A 16,900-nucleotide genomic window follows, 5' to 3' on the forward strand; every position below is an offset into this window, starting at 1 on the left:
CTTCGTATGTTACGATATTCGTTATTCCAAACCCTTGGATAACAACCGATTTAAGGTGGTTATTGCAGCGGGGCTCACCTCTTCCCATTTCGAACAGAGCAGTTAAGCCCGTTAGCGCAGATGGTACTGCATTTATGTGGGAGAGTATGTCGTCGCCTTTCTTTTGAGAACCCCTAGTCTTCACAGACTAGGGGTTTTTTGTTTATATGGAGCGACGTGTTCGGCCTTTGGCCTCGGTTCGTCGCCTTTCTTTTAAGAACCCCTAGTCTTCACAGACTAGGGGTTTTTTGTTTTATGCAGATTCGATGATTTGTTGATTCGCTGATTTGTTTATTCGCTGATTTGCCAGGTTGCGTAAAGGAGTTCTTTTCCGAATTAAATATATAGTCCTTACATGCTTTCTGCAAACAGGGCAAATCTGGTAATGGACTTGATGCTGATTCGATGATTCGCAGATTTGTTTATTCGCTAGGTTGCGTAAAGGAGTTCATTTTCGGGATTAAAAACGCAGTTCTTATATATTTTCTACAAACTAAGGCGCATCCGCGCATCCGCAAATAATCGAATCAGCTTCTCCTTGGGTTCAATTTCCGAATAAAAATTGCAATCCTTAAATCCTTTGTACAAAATATGGCGCATCCGCGCATCCGCAAATAAACGAATCAGCTTCTGCTTGGGTTCAATTCCGAATAAAAATTGCAATCCTTAAATCCTTTGTACAAAATATGGCCCATCCGCGCATCCGCAAATCAACGAATCAGCTTCTCCTTGGGTTCAATTTCGAATAAAAAAAGCAATTCTTAACTCCTTTCCGCAAACTAAGGCGCATCCGCGCATCCGCAAATCAGCGCATCAGCTTTTCCTTATTCGATATTTGCATAATCGAACTCAGTCTCTGAATAAAAAATGCAATAATTAAATACTTTCTGCAAACCAAGGCGTATCCGCGCATCCGCAAATCAACGAATCAGCTTCTCCTTAGGTTCAATTTCGAATAAAAAAAGCAATTCTTAACTCCTTTCCGCAAACTAAGGCGCATCCGCGCATCCGCAAATCAGCGCATCAGCTTTTCCTTATTCGATATTTGCATAATCGAACTCAGTCTCTGAATAAAAAATGCAATAATTAAATACTTTCTGCAAACCAAGGCGCATCCGCGCATCCGCAAATAAACGAATCAGCTTCTGCTTGGGTTCAATTCCGAATAAAAATTGCAATCCTTAAATCCTTTGTACAAAATATGGCCCATCCGCGCATCCGCAAATCAACGGATCAGCTTCTCCTTGGGTTCAATTTCGAATAAAAAAAGCAATTCTTAACTCCTTTCCGCAAACTAAGGCGCATCCGCGCATCCGTAAATAAGCGAATAAGCTTTTCCTTATTCGATATTTGCATAAACAAACTCAGTCTCTGAATAAAAAATGCAGTAATTAAATACTTTCTACAAACCAAGGCGTATCCGCGCATCCGCAAATAAGCGAATAGGCCTCTAGCCAAATAAGCTTTTACTGATTTGTTAGTTGGCGTAAAGGTGTTCCGTTTCGTACTTGGTTCATTGTTGGCAGTAATAAAATTTATATCGTATTTTTTTTGTACGGAAATTACACGTACATTTGTTTAAGCGATTCGTGTGTAATTGCTGCTATAATTCAGCGTATCAAATAGTTGAATAAGATAAGAAATCATACTATCGATAAATCAAATAAAAAGTAATATATATAATATGGCAACTATAGTTAATGACAGGATTGATGTTCGAATAAGCAAGGAACAGAAGGAGTTAATTAAGTTTGCAAGTGAATTGAAAGGTTTTAAAAATCTTACAGAGTTTGTTGTTTTTTGCATAAGCAATGAAGCAAATAGGATTATTCTTGAAAACAACCTAATTCTCAAGAGTTTTGAAGATAAAAAGGTTTTTATAGATGCACTATTAAACCCGCCAAAACCGAATTCCAAACTTAAAAATGCTCAATTAAATTATTTAAAATTTGTTGAATCAAATGGTGTTGAAAATAGCAGCTCTTGAAAAAAAGCATGACAAATCAAAGTTCAATTGCGGCTATGAACTTTTAGATAATTATATACGAAGACAAGCTAAACAGGATGTAAATCGTGATTTGTCTGCTTGTTTTGTGTTAGTAGACGATGATGATACAGTCAAAGGATATTATACCTTATCTGCAAATTCTATAAAAAGAGAAGAATTTTCAGAGGACTTAATCAAAAAACTTCCTCCGAGTTACGTGGAACTACCAACTATTCTTTTAGGTCGACTGGCAATAGACCAATCCATTAAAGGTAAGAGATATGGAGAAATAATTCTTATGGATGCACTAAATCGAAGTTTATCAATTTCAGAGAGCATGGGGGCCGTGGCGGTTGTAGTTGATCCAATTGATAAGAAGGCACAGCTGTTTTACGCTCACTATGGTTTTATCTTATTGCCCACATCGGGTAAAATGTTTTTACTAATGAAAACGATAAAAGATTTATAATTTTTGCTTTTACGTATAGTGCAGAGTCTGTAAAGAACTCTGCATTTTTATTGTTTCCAACGGTTGAAGTATTTTGAAGGCTTTGGTTTTTAGTGCAAAAGTCAAACGAAACCATTCAGCTACAACGGGTATCCACATGAGTAATGCCTAGTGGGTTTTGTTTTGTACAGCAGTACATAATTGATTCGCGGATTCGTTTATTCGCGGATTCGTTTATTCGCTAGGTCGTGCAAAGGAGTTCTTTTCGGGATTAAAAATGCAGTTCTTAACTGCTTTCTGCAAACCAAGGCGCATCCGCGCATCGGCAAATCAGCGAATAAGCGTTTTCTTGGAGTTCTTTTCGGGATTAAAAATGCAGTTCTTAAATATTTTCTACAATCCAAGGCGCATCCGCGCATCGGCAAATCCGCGAATAAGCGTTTTCTTGGAGTTCTTTTCCGTATTAAAAACGCAGTCCTTATATATTTTCTACAAACCAAGGCGCATCCGCGCATCGGCAAATCAGCGAATAAGCGTTTTCTTGGAGTTCTTTTCGGGATTAAAATGCAGTTCTTAAATATTTTCTACAATCCAAGGCGCATCCGCGCATCGGCAAATCCGCGAATAAGCGTTTTCTTGGAGTTCTTTTCCGTATTAAAAACGCAGTCCTTATATATTTTCTACAAACCAAGGCGCATCCGCGCATCGGCAAATCAGCGAATAAGCGTTTTATTGGAGTTCTTTTCCGAATAATAAATGCAGTTCTTATATATTTTCTACAAACCAAGGCGCATCCGCGCATCGGCAAATCCGCGAATAAGCGTTTTCTTAGAGTTCTTTTCCGAATAATAAATGCAGTTCTTATATATTTTCTACAAACCAAGGCGTATCCGCGCATCCGAAAATAAACGAATCAGCTTCTCCTTGGGTTCAATTTCCGAATAAAAAACGCAATTCTTAACTGCTTTCTACTAACCAAGGCGCATCCGCGCATCGGCAAATCCGCTAATAGGCTTTTACCAGCAAGTTGCTAATGCGATCAACGCATAGGTTCGTTTAAAAAAGACGACTGGGGGAGTTCCGGTTTAATATTTAACGGATTTTCTAAAAAAAAGAAAGCCATCCTTTTGAGATGGCTTTGCGTTTTAAATACCGATTTCGAATTGTACCCTTAGGTACCAATTGTTTTTTTGATTTCCCGACTGATAGCGCAGTTCGTCAAAGGTGAGTTCGGTTTGAATTTTGAAGGCGTGTTCCCACAAATATTTGGTTACTCCTATGCTGTATTGATTGGTATTGGGTACGTTTCGGTCGAAGAGTTCGTCTTGCACTTTTTGCATCGAATAACGGCCGATAAGCTCGTAGTTGTTCGGGAATAGGTAACTCAGTTGATAATCCATTCCGTGGCCTGCAAAGACGTAATTGCTGGCTGCTGCGCCATTGGAATCCACACCGTTGGTAATGGGGTCGTCGGTCATTCTATTCATATACGACAACATGGCTGCCCATCCGTTGTATTTTAAGATTCCGTCGAGAAGCAGGGCGTTAAAGCGTCGGGCTTCGAACAGCTGCTCGCCCAATTGTCCCTGTGATAAATTGGCATTGTTGTTTTGGTGGTAGGTACCGGAAAGCATGAGTTTGGGATCCTGTTCGCGGATTAAATCGCCTTCGAAGTAAGAGCCGTCTTTGGAAAAGGTACCGAAGGGGAGTAGTTCCAATTTTCCGGTAAGGGCCACATTGGTATTGTTACCGGTCCAGTTTCTACCTTGTCCACTGGAAATGGCTGTTTTGATGTTGTATGAAAAGGCGTCTTTGTGTTCTTGTAGGTAATAGGCTTGGATTCCAAAATCGCGATCGAGGTTGAATTTGGCGTTGTTGATCGAGCGATCGGTCAATTGTAAGGCACCGGATGAGTTGACCCGTTGTCTGTTACCCGGAAGCTTGGTTTGTCCAAAGGTAAAGCTCCAATTGTCATTGGGACGGTATATCAAGGCGGCATCGCGGATGATGTTGATGTTTTTTCCCTCTTCGATTTCACCGACATCGCCGGGTGCAAAGGAAAGTTGAATGACATATAGAAAATGGGGATTACCAACATATCCATCAAAGCGCAAACGCAGTCTGCGAATCTGGGCATCGTAGGCGCCTTCTTCTCCTTCCTTCTCCATATAGGTAATTCGGTTTTGCATTCTAAAGCGAATGTTGAGCTGAAAAATACTGTCTGCAGAGGTCATTCCCAAGCCTTTTCCATAGCTGTAATAGGGTAGAGACGATAGTTTAAGGTCATTATGAGTCTCACTTTTTTTAAATACCTGAGCCTGAGCGATAAGGCCAAAAAAGATAAAAATTAAGATGTATGCCTTTTTCATTTTATATTTTTTAAATTTACATGCAAAACTAAACTTAATTTCGTTTGCTGCGTCAAGAAATTGTTACCGGCAAATTAAGTGATTGTTAACTGAGTGTTAAGAAAGTAAATTTTATGGAAGTATCGTATATCGCATACCGTTTTGAAGTGGAACCTAGAGAGTTAGGTACTGAAATTTTAATTGCAGAATTGGCCGAAAAGGCGTTCGAAAGTTTCGAGGAATCCGAGAACGGTGTTTCGGCTTATGTGCAAAAATCGCTGTGGAGCGAGGACATTTTAGACGGCGTGCAGATTTTGGGATCTTCGGATTTCAAAATAAGTTATATCGTAGAAGATATCGAACAGATAAATTGGAACGAGGAATGGGAGAAAAACTTTAATCCGATTGACGTGGATGGAGTGTGTTATGTACGCGCGCCTTTTCACGAGAAAACCTCGGCTAAATACGATATCGTTATCGAACCCAAGATGAGTTTTGGCACGGGTCACCACGAGACGACTTATATGATGATTCGCCATATTTTGCAAAATGAGATGGCGGATAAAGTGGTTTTGGATATGGGATGTGGGACGGCTATTTTGGGCATATTGGCTTCGATGCGCGGTGCTAAACAGGTCGATGCGATTGATATCGACAACTGGTGTTATTTAAACTCCATTGAAAATGCCGAGCGAAATGCTTGTAATAATATGGCTATTTTTGAAGGTGATGCCAGTATATTGACAAAGGAAGAAAAATACGATATTATCTTAGCCAATATCAATAGAAATATCTTGCTCAACGATATGGCGACTTATGTGCAGTGTTTAAAACCGGCTGGGTCGATTTATTTTAGCGGTTTTTACACCGAAGATATTCCTTATATTAAGGAGGAGGCTGCCAAACAAGGTTTGGAATACATCAGCCAATTGGAGAAGAACAATTGGGTGTCTTTAAAATTTAATAAAGCATAAAAATAGCGTGATGAGTACCAAGGAAAAAGTAATAGAAGAAGTAGACGTTTCGGAACTGATAGACGGTCAAAGCGAGTTGGTGTTGTACAACGACGACGTCAATACCTTTGATCATGTAATCGACACCTTGATTCGCGTGTGTAACCATACTTCGGAGCAGGCGGAGCAATGTGCGGTTTTAGTGCATTACAAAGGCCGTTGCACGGTAAAAACCGGTGCGTTTAACCAATTGAAACCGCAGTGTTTGCAGTTGTTGGATGCGGGTTTAAGTGCCGAAATCATGTAGTATGACCCATTCGCAGCGGCTTGTGTGCAGCGCGGTGGATATAGCCCCGATAGCAGCGGCATCCTTTACTAAGCGCTTGCGCGAGTAAAGATATAGCGAATAGCGGGCGGAAAAGGGCGTTGAATGCGAAAGCGCCTTGCTCCAAAACATATATCGGATTCCGATAAAAACAAAAGAGACCTTCTATGTGGTAGAAGGTCTCTTTTTGTATATATACTCCGGCGGTTAGGCCATGGTGTGAAACACGTTTTGCACGTCTTCGTCCTCTTCGATTCGCTCCAGTAGTTTTTCTACATCGGCGATTTGGTCTTCGGTTAGTTCCTTGGTAATTTGTGGAATGCGGTCAAAACCCGAAGATAAAATCTCCAAGCCTCTGCTTTCCAATTCTTTTTGAATGGCTCCAAAGCTTTCGAAAGGGGCATAGATCATGATGCCGTCTTCGTCGTCAAAAATTTCGTCAATTCCGAAATCGATCAATTCCAGTTCAAACTCTTCCAAATCGATGCTGTCATTTTGAGGGATGCGGAAGTTGCAGGTATGATCAAACATAAACTCCACCGAGCCCTGGGTACCAAAAGTACCGTTGCACTTGTTGAAATAACTTCTGATATTGGCTACGGTTCTGTTGTTGTTGTCTGTTGCGGTTTCAATTAGAATAGCAATACCGTGCGGAGCATAGCCTTCAAAGAGCACTTCTTTGTAGTTGGCCGTATCTTTGTCAGAGGCTTTTTTAATGGCTCTTTCTACGTTTTCCTTAGGCATATTTGCCGCCTTGGCATTTTGGATAACCGCGCGTAAACGAGAGTTGGAATCGGGATTGGGACCGCCTTCTTTGACCGCCATCACGATGTCTTTTCCTATTCTAGTAAACGTTTTTGCCATTGCAGACCAACGTTTTAGCTTTCTGTTTTTTCTAAATTCAAACGCTCTTCCCATTTCTTATTGCTTTTTAATCATTTTTGGAATACAAAAATACGGGTAAATATTTTTTGTTCTACAACAAAGGAGGATATATATCCTCCTTTTTGAATGTTATTTTTTGTAAAAAGGTGTTTTTACAATTTGTGCTGCGATATCGTTTTTTCGAATTCTGATAAAGATTTCAGTACCTTCTTTAGCGTAGGCTACCGGTACATATCCCATTCCAATACCCTTGTTTAGGGACGGTGACATGGTACCTGAAGTTACTTTTCCGATTACGACTCCCTCTTTGTTGACAATTTCGTAATCGTGGCGTGGAATTCCTCTGTCGATCAATTCAAAACCTACTAATTTGTTTTTTAAACCGGCTTCTTTTTCTGCTTTTAGGTTTTCCGAATTGATAAATGCTTTGGTGAATTTGGTTACCCAGCCCAATCCGGCTTCCAATGGTGACGTCTCGTCTGTGATTTCGTTTCCGTATAAGCAGTAGCCCATTTCCAATCTCAACGTATCTCTGGCAGCTAGTCCGATTGGTTTGATTCCCCAAGCAGCGCCTGCTTCGAATACCTTGTTCCAAATCGCTTCTACATCTTGGTTTTTTACATAAATTTCAAATCCTCCCGAACCGGTATATCCCGTTGCAGAGATAATGACATCGGCTACTCCGGCAAAAGTGGTGGTTTCAAAGTGGTAGAACTTAATCGCTGCTAAGTCGATTTCCGCCAGGCTTTGCATGGCTTCTATCGCTTTTGGTCCTTGTATGGCCAATAGGGAATACGAGTCGGAAAGGTTTTCTAAAACCGCTCCTACGTCGTTGTGAGAAGACACCCAGTTCCAGTCTTTATCGATATTTGAGGCATTGACTACCATCAAATATTCTTCGTCATGCACTTTATAGGTAATGATATCATCGATTACGCCGCCTTGTTCATTGGGGAAATAGCAGTACTGTGCTTTTCCGTCGGTCAATACCGAAGCGTCGTTGGAAGTTACTTTTTGTACTAATGCCAAGGCATGAGGACCGGATATTTTAAACAATCCCATGTGTGACACATCAAATACTCCCACACCGTTGCGGATGGTTTCGTGTTCAATGTTTACGCCTTCGTATTGAACGGGCATAGAGAATCCGGCAAAAGGAACCATTTTTGCTCCGAGTGCTTCGTGTATGTGGTTTAGAGTAACGTGTTTCATGATCGTTGTGTAACAAATTGATTAAGGGCGCTAAAATAACCAATTTTTAGTTCAAAAAAAACGGATTGACCTAAAGAATTAGTCCTCCTGCGGGGAAGTTGTTAAATGCTGCAGGGGTTTTTACTACAAGGAGATAGCTGTCCTAGACTGTAGTGGCTCCGCGTGCTTGGTATCGGAGTAATTTTATGGTGGTTTGGCCTTGGTTTAAAAGCAAAGCTTGCTCCTCGTATGGAGGAGCAAGCCGTTTTATGCGTAGCCTTTTTGGCTGTGGAATTACAATTTTGTACTTCTGAGGCGCAGGGAGTTAAGGATTACCGATACGGAACTAAAACTCATGGCCAAGGCGGCAATCATCGGCGACAATACCAAACCGAAAACGGGATAGAGTATTCCAGCGGCAATCGGTATGCCCACCGTGTTGTAGAAAAAGGCAAAAAACAGGTTTTGCTTGATGTTTTTCATTACGGAATGGCTGAGTTGAATAGCCTGAGGAATGCCTCCTAAATCGCCTTTTAGCAAGGTGATTTCCGAGCTCTCAATAGCGACATCGGTTCCGGTTCCCATTGAAATACCGATATTGGCCTGTGCTAAGGCAGGGGCGTCGTTGATACCGTCACCGGCCATGGCGACGATTTTTCCGCTGTCTTGCAGTTTTTTAATCTCGGCTAATTTATCTTGAGGCAGGGCTTCGGCAAAGAAGTTTTGTATGCCCAATTCATCGGCTACGGCCAGGGCGGTGTTTTTGTTGTCGCCCGTGATCATGATGACCTCGATTCCTCGGTTTTGCAGGTCTTGAATCGCTTTTTTACTCGACGGTTTAATCTTGTCGTATAAGACTACATAGCCCAGTATTTCGGCACCTTCGGCAATATAGGAAACGGTTTTTCCAAGGCTTTGTTGCGCATGGACTTCCGAGGCCATTTTGGGATTTACAACGGCCTGAACTTCTTGCATTAACGCGGTGTTGCCCAAGGATATTTTCTTGCCTTGTACCAGGCCTTGTATGCCTTTGCCCGTTAGGGAGATAAACATTTTAACCGGTATGAGCGACACGGCTTCATCCTTGGCCTTTTTGGTAAAGGAAAGGGCTAGCGGGTGTTCGCTATTTTGATTTAAGGATGCGGTTAGTTGTAAGAGCTCGCTTTCGGTATAGGTTTCGGATGTCGAAACTATTTTTTCGATAGAGGGTTTGCCCTCGGTGAGGGTTCCCGTTTTATCCGTGATCAACACATTGATCTTGTTGCTGATTTCCAGTGCTTCGGCATTTTTGATCAAAATACCGTTTTGTGCGCCCTTGCCAATACCGACCATGATGGACATGGGCGTGGCTAAACCGAGGGCACAGGGACAAGCGATGATCAACACGGCAAGCGCATTGACAAAGGCGTAGACCATTTTGGGTTCTGGACCCCAGATGTACCAAATGCCAAAGGTGATTAGGGCAATGGCGATTACGGTGGGCACAAAGTATTTGGCTACCTTATCGGCTAGTTTTTGTATGGGTGCTCGCGAGCGGCTGGCGGTATTGACCATTTCAATGATTTTGGCCAATAGGGTATCGCTGCCGACTTTTTCGGCCTGCATGACAAAGCTTTGATTGCCGTTGATCGTACCGGCGATTACTTTGTCACCGGCTTTTTTGATTATGGGTATGGGTTCGCCGGTAATCATGGCTTCGTCTATGCCGCTTTCTCCGTCGACGATGACCCCATCGACCGGAATTTTTTCTCCGGGTTTTACGCGTAGGCTATATCCGATTTCAATTTTTTCGATATCGATTTTCTCATCGCCCTGTTCGGTGACTAAGGTGGCATCGGTAGGAGAGAGTTTTAACAGTTCTTTGATCGCTCCGCTGGTTCGGCTGTGTGCCTTGGCCTCCATCACTTGACCGACGAGTACCAAGGTCAATATCACGGCTACCGACTCAAAGTACAAGTGGATGGTTCCGTGTTCACCGCGAAAGTCATCGGGGAAGATCGACGGAAAGAACAAGGCGACTAAGCTGAAAATAAATCCGGCTGCGGTTCCCAATCCAATCAGGCTAAACATGTTTAAGTTCCACGTTTTAAACGAGGTCCAGGCGCGGTCAAAAAACATCCAAGTCACGTAGATCACCGGCAGACAAAACAACAGTTGTATGTAGTTGGATACGGTATGCGGAATAATTTTGGACACGGGATTGCCCGGCAGCATATCACCCATGGACAATATAAAGATGGGAACGGTGAATAGGGTGGCTATTTGAAGCTTTTTAAGCAGGTCTTTATAGGTGGTGTCTTCGGGTTCTATAGACAGGGTTTTGGCCACCAAATCCATGCCGCACTTGGGACAGGATCCCGGTTCGTCGTAGGTCTTGTCGCCTTCGCACAACATCGGACAGTAATAGACGGTTTTGACGATCTTTTTTGCGGGAATTTGCTCGAGATTCATTCCGCAAATCGGACAACCGACGTTGGTGTCGTATATTTTATCGCCTTCGCACAGCATCGGACAAAAATATTTTCCAGCATGATCACTCATGCTCTTGGGAACTTCGACTTCATGAGCCTTGTGATCGACATGTACGGCAGCTAAAATTTCTTGAGTACCGTCTTTAAGCGTAATGATTTCTTGAATAACATAGTCGCCTTTTGCAAATAAGGCTTTTTGCAATGCTTCGGTGCTGGTGTCTTGTTTCATTTCTAATGCTGCTTCACCAGTTTCGAGGGTTACTGCTGCTTGTACACCTTTGATCTGATTTAGGGTGTCTTCTACTTTCGTTCTACAACCGTTGCAGGTCATGCCAGTGATTTTATATGTTTTTTTCATTTTATGTCTCTTAAATAGTTAATAAATAAAATTGTAAGAATAGATTTAACCTGCAATTAGGTAAAGTTACTAAAGATAATGAAGATTGTCGTTTTTTTGTGTGGCTCGCTTTTAATTAAACGTACGCTCAGCAAGATACGGCGACAAAAAAATAGTCTGTTAGTTCGATTTACAGTTTTGTCACAGTTGTTTTTTTAGAATAAAGATGTTAAAATTGTAATATGTTGGTTTTTTTTAAGTCTTTTAAATAATAGAATGTTTGTTTTTGGAATACCGTATAAATGGGAAGATTAATTAAAACTATATTTTATGAAAAATTTTATTTTAATAGGGTTTCTTTTTCTAGTAGTTTCTTGTTCAATAGATGAGAAATTTGTTGATTTTGAAGAGCCTAAGAAAACGGAAAAAACAACTGATGATGATCGTTATGAGAATTTCTTTATAAACAAGGAAAGTTTATCTAAGATTTTAGTTGACGGTGCTGCAGGAGAATTGACGGCTAGTCAGATTAAATTAAATCAGTTTTACAATTTCCTTGTTGGTTATTGTTTTTATGGTGGATATGATTGTGCAGAAGAAGTAGTAATTATCATGAATCCAACCAGAGAGCAAATGCTTACGCGGCAAGCGGATCCCAATTATATTCATATTAAAGAACTAAAAAAGTTGTTTATCGAACAAGGATATATTTCGGAATTTCGAGTTAATTTCGATTTGAAAAATATATATTATGTTTTTAGAAGTGATAAAAAAGAAGTGATTATCCCTTTTAAATATAGTTAGTAGAATGGATTTTACTCAGCTTGTTGATAGAAAGAGATTAGTGGTGCTTGTATTGGTGTCTCTGTTTTTTTCGTGTAATACAAGTGTGGATGAAAAAGCTATCATAAATTTTGATATAGGGTTTAACCCGAGTCACCTAAATCGAGGGGTTTTGTATAACGAGCTGGCGCAGCGTTATGAGATTTATTTTGTCAAACCCCTTCATGGACATAGGATTAAGTACTATGATGAAAATGGAGATTTTTTGGATAGCGTTGTCTTAAAGTACAGCGATGAAAACAGCTTTTTAAACAATCTGAAAGTAATTGATAGGGATACCATACTTATTACAGAAGGTAAAAGTAATGTGCTTGATTTTTTAAATAAAAAGGGGTTGATTTTCAGTAGCTTGAATTTAAATATTCCTTTAGAAGCAACGTATAAGGATGAATATTTTTTTATCCCTTTCCACAATAATTCTATTGGAAATTTTGATTTAAATAATCTAATAGTGCCTGTTTATTATTTGGGGAATGCTGATTTACGGAACAAAATCAAAAACAGTGGAACCGATTTTGATTTGTTTTATAAAGCACAAAAGGATGCCTATGTATTAGGGCGATTTAATAGTTTGTTTCACAGCAATCCTATAGTGAGTATGGGATTCAAAAAGTTCTTTGTTAAGATTCCCGATTCAATTAATGTTTTAGCATCGGATTACAATTTTGTTAAGGGTCTGGATAAAAATATATTTTTCAGCAACTACCATAACAATCTTTTTAGTTTTGACGACGATTTGAATCATATTGGAGTTATTGAACTCGCTAGCCAAGTTGCAAAGGAGGGTTTTGTGAGTTGTATTAATGATGTACTTTATGATCGCAGAACACAAAAATATAGTGTTATCGTCTACGACTATTATGACAAAGTGGTTTGGGACCAAGAACCTTATGAATTTAGAATTAGGACTTATGATAAGGATTTTAATTTTTTCGGGGAAGAGTTGTTTAAAAGTGATGAATATGATTCAAGAACAGTGTTATTGCTAAACGATAGGCTTTTTGTCGAAGTAAAAAACAATAGTTATGGGAAGGTTTTTTATAGGGTTTTTAAAGCGGGTTAATTTTATTTGGATATTGTTTTTTTGTCTGTCTTGTTCTCTGGTTGAAAGAGATGAAAAAATTGCTTTTTTAGAGACTAAACACAATATTGTTATCGATTCAAGCATTGAACGCATTTATGTCTTTAATGAACGGGGGAAATTTTGCAAGACCTGTTTTAATGCATTGGCTGCCTGTTTAGCTGATAAGGAATTGGATGATACGGAATTATTGTTGATTAATAACAATGGAAATTTCTTAAATAGGGAGCGTTTTCTAAATAAGAAAAACACTTCTCTGATATACGATCAAAGGGATTATAGTTTGGAGGGTTTACCAGACTTGGGTATACTGTATTTAAATAGAAATCAAATAGATTGTGTGGTTTATGTTAATCCACAGAATATAAATCAAATTATATCCGAAATTCAACGATAAAACACGAGTATTTATAAGGATTACTACTTACTGAAGTCCTCCGTTTTATAAATTTTAGCTTTGTTGTCAAAGTAGTTCCAGTCGCCTGTTTTTTTATTGTCTTTAAAATGACCTTCTTCTCTTAATATGCCGTTTTTATCATAGTGTTTGTAACTGCCGTGTAGCTTGCCTTTGGTATAGGTTGATTGGATGTATGAAGCATCATTGGGAGCATAGTCACACCATAAGGCATCTCGATCTTCACCTTCATAATTGCCCTCCGATGCTGCCTTTCCATTTTCAAAGTAAGAGACCTGAGGTCCTTTTTTATATCCCATTTGATAAGTAGCCTTAGTTTCAATAGCACCGTTGGGATAATACCATATCCATAAGCCATTTGCCAAACCATGTACATAATGGCTTTCAAGTTGTAGTATGCGGTCTTCATAAAGACACCAAAGTCCGTTTTGCTTGCCGTCAATGACTTCGCCGACTTCGGTTTGTATCTTGTTTTCTTCGGAGCTGTAAGGGGATCCTGTAGAAAGGTATTGGCTATAGCTGCTCTGAAAAAAAACAGCCCCAATCAATAGGCTAATCGTTTTAAAAGTAGGTATCAAAAGTTTTTGATTTTACGGGTTTTAGGCTGAAAGTCTGATTTAATATCGGACTATTTTAATCGAATCATTCCTTCAAAAAGCAATTTCTTATTGTTTTTTGTCGTGACTGATCATCCAATGTATGCCAAACTGGTCGGTAAACATACCAAACCAAGCGCCCCAAAATGTTTTTTCTAATGGTGTTGTTATGGTTCCGTTTTCGGATAAGCCGTTGAAAAGGCGTTCGGCCTCGCTTTGGGAGGGCACGTTTATCGCTATAGAAACGTTGTTGCCCATCTTTAATTCGGGGTCAAAATGCAGGGATTGATCGCTGCCGATTAAGGTGGTTTGGGGGTTTATGGGGAGTAATATATGCAAGACGCGCTTGCCCTCGTCTTCGGTGAGCGGAATGTCGGAGGGAAAGTCTTTAAAACGCGTTATCGGCGATAATTCACCACCAAAAATGCGGTGGTAAAAGCGAAAAGCTTGTTCGCAATTTCCGTCAAAGTGTAAATAGGGGCTTAGCGTTGTAATCATGGTGTTGGTTTCAAAGGTTATTTTAGTGGCTTTACTAGTAAAAGGCCCAAGATTAAAGATATGAAAAAAAAGTTTAATAAGTTGTTAATCTTGGGATTAATGGTCGAAAAAAATAGGGTCATTTATAAATGACCGCTGTTTTGTGGCGCAAAAAGCGGTTGCTGAAAATCGCTTAGCACAATTATTAATTCTTTGATCGGAAAGTGTCAAAACTCATTATATTTTGATTATTTTTGCAAAAAAATACAACACAAACCGCACTATCATGTACAAAAGCCTTATTCGTCCGATACTCTTTAGATTTGATCCTGAAAAAGTACATCATTTCACCTTTTTTTCGATGCGCTGGATGAATAAGATACCGGGAGTTTCGGCTTTGATTCGCAGCCAGTGTCAGGTAAATGATCCGCGCTTGGCGCGTGAGGTTTTTGGATTGACATTCAAAAATCCCGTGGGTTTAGCCGCTGGATTGGACAAGGATGCGGCGATGTTTTCCGAATTGGAGAACTTCGGGTTTGGGTTTATAGAAATTGGAACACTGACGCCTAAGGCACAAGATGGAAATCCGAAGAAAAGGTTGTTTCGATTAAAATTGGATCAGGGAATCATCAACCGCATGGGCTTTAACAATGGCGGAGTGGATGCTGCGGTAAGCCGTTTAAAAAAGAATAAGGGCACTTTGATCGGGGGGAATATCGGAAAGAACAAATTGACTGCAAACGAAGATGCAATCGGCGATTACGAAATTTGCTTTGAGGCCCTGTTTGATCATGTCGATTATTTTGTTGTCAACGTGAGCTCTCCCAACACACCCAACTTAAGAGCTTTGCAAGACAAGGAGCCTTTAAAGGCTTTGTTGCATGCTTTGCAGTTAAAAAACGCGCAAAAAGCCACACCCAAACCCATATTGTTAAAAATTGCACCCGATTTGACCGACGACCAATTGTTGGACATCATCGAAATTGTCGATGAAACCAAAATTGCCGGTGTGATCGCGACCAATACCACGATTTCTCGAGATCATTTGCTTTCGCCTGCCCAGTCTGAAATGGGGGGATTAAGCGGAAAACCCTTGGCTAAAAGAAGTACAGAGGTGATCCGTTTCTTAGCGGATAAGAGCAACCGCTCTTTTCCGATTATCGGTGTTGGCGGTATTCATACGGCCGAGGATGCCTTGGAAAAATTAGACGCTGGTGCGAGTTTAGTTCAGTTGTATACCGGATTCATCTATGAAGGACCGGCCTTGATCAAATCGATCAATAAGGCCTTGTTAGCTAAAGCGAATCAATAACTATGTCGTCAGAAGTTTTACTCACTTTTTTTATTACCAGTTTGGTTTTGATTCTCACACCGGGACCGGATATCTTATACGTGCTTTCTCAGAGTATTACCCGAGGCAGCAAATACGGTATAGCGACGACCTTGGGTCAGATTGGCGGATTGCTCTTCCACTTGTCGCTGTTCGCCTTTGGAGTGTCGGGACTGATTATCGGTTCGGAATTGATTTTTACCGCGGTTAAAATCATGGGGGCCTGTTATTTGTTTTGGCTCTCGTATAAGGTATATAATACCGCCGATATACTGGTACGCGAAGATCAGCAAGCCGCCGAAAAATCCTTTATGGGATTTGTGCGTCAAGGCTTGTTGATGAACATCATGAACCCCAAAGTGATGATGTTTTTCTTGGCGCTATTTCCGACTTTTATCTCCGAAAATGCAGGCAATATCAAAGTGCAGGTGTTTACACTGGGCTTGGTCTTTATCACTCAAACCCTCGTGGTCTTTACCACGGTTAGCATCATCGCCTCCCAATTAACCGATGTATTAAAGAGCAATCGGACTTTTAACTCCTTTTTAAAGTGGATGCAAATCGTCGTTTTTACCGGCTTGGGTATTTATATACTGATTTAAGGTCAATTCGTTTACTCGCTAATCCGCTTAGGATTGCAGGAAACTATAAAAAAGAACTTCATTCTTTATTCAGAAACTGAACTGCTTTACATCACTAAGCGAATAAACAAATCCTCGAATCAACGAATCCGCAACAAACACAAATCCTCGAATCAACGAATAAGCCAACAATACAAATGGGTACCAACGTGACGCTGGCACCAGCGAAGTTTTGCAGAAAACTATAAAGGACTTCATTCTTTATTCAGAAACTGAACTGCTTTACGTCACTAGGCGAATAAACAAATCCTCGAATCAACGAATCCGCAAATACATAAATCCTCGAATCAACGAATCCGCAACAATACAAATAGGTACCAGCGTGACGCTGGCACCAGCGAAGTTTTGCAGAAAATAAAAAAGGACTTCATTCTTTATTCAGAAACTGAACTGCTTTACGTCACTAGGCGAATAAACAAATCTGCGAATCAACGAATCCGCAACAAACACAAATCCTCGAATAGACTTAGGATTGCAGAAAACTTTAAAGGGCTCCATCCTTTATTCACAAATTGAACTGCTTTACATCACTA

16 protein-coding genes and 1 rRNA gene are annotated in these 16,900 nt (G+C 40.3%); 11 read left to right on the forward strand and 6 right to left on the reverse strand.

The genetic code is table 11. The annotated features are described in order from the left end of the window. Positions 1-51 precede the first annotated feature (51 nt). From rrf to ACQZ43_RS09700, 4 genes are all read left to right on the forward strand, one after another. Positions 52-161 (forward strand): 5S ribosomal RNA (gene rrf, locus ACQZ43_RS09685). 1,562 nt (positions 162-1,723) lie between these two features. Continuing rightward, positions 1,724-2,026 carry a DUF1778 domain-containing protein gene (locus tag ACQZ43_RS09690; protein WP_430612094.1) on the forward strand — a complete coding sequence of 101 codons (303 nt, stop codon included), beginning with the start codon at positions 1,724-1,726 and terminating at the stop codon, positions 2,024-2,026. Continuing rightward, positions 2,001-2,495 (forward strand): GNAT family N-acetyltransferase, encoded by a 495-nt coding sequence (locus ACQZ43_RS09695; protein ID WP_430612096.1) that lies wholly within the window; start codon positions 2,001-2,003, stop codon positions 2,493-2,495. Before ACQZ43_RS09690 ends, ACQZ43_RS09695 begins: the two co-directional genes overlap by 26 nt. 180 nt (positions 2,496-2,675) lie before the next feature. Continuing rightward, positions 2,676-3,227: a hypothetical protein gene (locus ACQZ43_RS09700; protein WP_430612097.1), complete on the forward strand. Its 552-nt coding sequence runs from the start codon at positions 2,676-2,678 to the stop codon at positions 3,225-3,227. A gap of 392 nt (positions 3,228-3,619) precedes the next feature. Here ACQZ43_RS09700 and ACQZ43_RS09705 read toward each other — a convergent pair whose 3' ends face one another. Beyond that, positions 3,620-4,843 (reverse strand): porin, encoded by a 1,224-nt coding sequence (locus ACQZ43_RS09705; RefSeq protein ID WP_430612099.1) that lies wholly within the window; start codon positions 4,841-4,843, stop codon positions 3,620-3,622. A 113-nt stretch (positions 4,844-4,956) separates the two neighbouring features. Here ACQZ43_RS09705 and prmA point away from each other — a divergent pair, with 113 nt between their 5' ends. Both prmA and ACQZ43_RS09715 read left to right on the forward strand, forming a co-directional pair. Continuing rightward, positions 4,957-5,796, forward strand: a complete 840-nt coding sequence (prmA, locus tag ACQZ43_RS09710; RefSeq protein WP_430612101.1) for a 50S ribosomal protein L11 methyltransferase — start codon at positions 4,957-4,959, stop codon at positions 5,794-5,796. Between the two features lie 10 nt (positions 5,797-5,806). After that, positions 5,807-6,082: an ATP-dependent Clp protease adaptor ClpS gene (locus ACQZ43_RS09715; protein ID WP_430612103.1), complete on the forward strand. Its 276-nt coding sequence runs from the start codon at positions 5,807-5,809 to the stop codon at positions 6,080-6,082. Positions 6,083-6,307: 225 nt separating this feature from the next. Here the strand turns inward: ACQZ43_RS09715 and ACQZ43_RS09720 are convergent, their stop codons facing one another. From ACQZ43_RS09720 to ACQZ43_RS09730, 3 genes are all read right to left on the reverse strand, one after another. Continuing rightward, complete coding sequence (locus ACQZ43_RS09720; RefSeq protein WP_430612105.1) at positions 6,308-7,018, reverse strand: YebC/PmpR family DNA-binding transcriptional regulator; 711 nt, start codon at positions 7,016-7,018, stop codon at positions 6,308-6,310. Between the two features lie 96 nt (positions 7,019-7,114). Beyond that, positions 7,115-8,197 carry a glycine cleavage system aminomethyltransferase GcvT gene (gcvT, locus tag ACQZ43_RS09725; protein WP_430612107.1) on the reverse strand — a complete coding sequence of 361 codons (1,083 nt, stop codon included), beginning with the start codon at positions 8,195-8,197 and terminating at the stop codon, positions 7,115-7,117. A 273-nt stretch (positions 8,198-8,470) separates the two neighbouring features. Beyond that, positions 8,471-11,005 carry a heavy metal translocating P-type ATPase gene (locus ACQZ43_RS09730; protein WP_430612109.1) on the reverse strand — a complete coding sequence of 845 codons (2,535 nt, stop codon included), beginning with the start codon at positions 11,003-11,005 and terminating at the stop codon, positions 8,471-8,473. 309 nt (positions 11,006-11,314) lie between these two features. On the opposite strand from ACQZ43_RS09730, the gene ACQZ43_RS09735 reads away from it, so the two are divergent. Genes ACQZ43_RS09735 through ACQZ43_RS09745 form a run of 3 tightly spaced genes read left to right on the forward strand, consistent with a single transcriptional unit; the run spans position 11,315 to position 13,305 of the window. After that, the gene (locus tag ACQZ43_RS09735; RefSeq protein WP_430612111.1) at positions 11,315-11,788 is read left to right on the forward strand and encodes a hypothetical protein; all 474 of its coding nucleotides are present in this window, start codon (positions 11,315-11,317) and stop codon (positions 11,786-11,788) included. A 4-nt stretch (positions 11,789-11,792) separates the two neighbouring features. Further along, positions 11,793-12,890: a hypothetical protein gene (locus ACQZ43_RS09740; RefSeq protein WP_430612113.1), complete on the forward strand. Its 1,098-nt coding sequence runs from the start codon at positions 11,793-11,795 to the stop codon at positions 12,888-12,890. Further along, positions 12,853-13,305 (forward strand): hypothetical protein, encoded by a 453-nt coding sequence (locus ACQZ43_RS09745; RefSeq protein ID WP_430612115.1) that lies wholly within the window; start codon positions 12,853-12,855, stop codon positions 13,303-13,305. The genes ACQZ43_RS09740 and ACQZ43_RS09745 overlap by 38 nt, the downstream gene beginning before the upstream one ends. A gap of 23 nt (positions 13,306-13,328) precedes the next feature. Here the strand turns inward: ACQZ43_RS09745 and ACQZ43_RS09750 are convergent, their stop codons facing one another. Together ACQZ43_RS09750 and ACQZ43_RS09755 are read right to left on the reverse strand one after the other, a co-directional pair. Continuing rightward, on the reverse strand, positions 13,329-13,901 hold the full coding sequence (locus ACQZ43_RS09750; RefSeq protein WP_430612117.1) for a toxin-antitoxin system YwqK family antitoxin: 573 nt from the start codon (positions 13,899-13,901) through the stop codon (positions 13,329-13,331). A gap of 87 nt (positions 13,902-13,988) precedes the next feature. Next, positions 13,989-14,417 (reverse strand): VOC family protein, encoded by a 429-nt coding sequence (locus ACQZ43_RS09755; RefSeq protein WP_430612119.1) that lies wholly within the window; start codon positions 14,415-14,417, stop codon positions 13,989-13,991. 265 nt (positions 14,418-14,682) lie between these two features. On the opposite strand from ACQZ43_RS09755, the gene ACQZ43_RS09760 reads away from it, so the two are divergent. Both ACQZ43_RS09760 and ACQZ43_RS09765 read left to right on the forward strand, forming a co-directional pair. After that, positions 14,683-15,708, forward strand: coding sequence for a quinone-dependent dihydroorotate dehydrogenase (locus ACQZ43_RS09760; protein ID WP_430612121.1), 1,026 nt, complete (start codon positions 14,683-14,685; stop codon positions 15,706-15,708). A 2-nt stretch (positions 15,709-15,710) separates the two neighbouring features. Continuing rightward, positions 15,711-16,328 carry a LysE family translocator gene (locus ACQZ43_RS09765; RefSeq protein ID WP_430612123.1) on the forward strand — a complete coding sequence of 206 codons (618 nt, stop codon included), beginning with the start codon at positions 15,711-15,713 and terminating at the stop codon, positions 16,326-16,328. The last annotated feature ends 572 nt before the right edge of the window (positions 16,329-16,900 follow it).

Source organism: Flavobacterium sp. JP2137 (assembly GCF_050562195.1).
In the GTDB taxonomy this organism is placed as follows: domain Bacteria; phylum Bacteroidota; class Bacteroidia; order Flavobacteriales; family Flavobacteriaceae; genus Flavobacterium.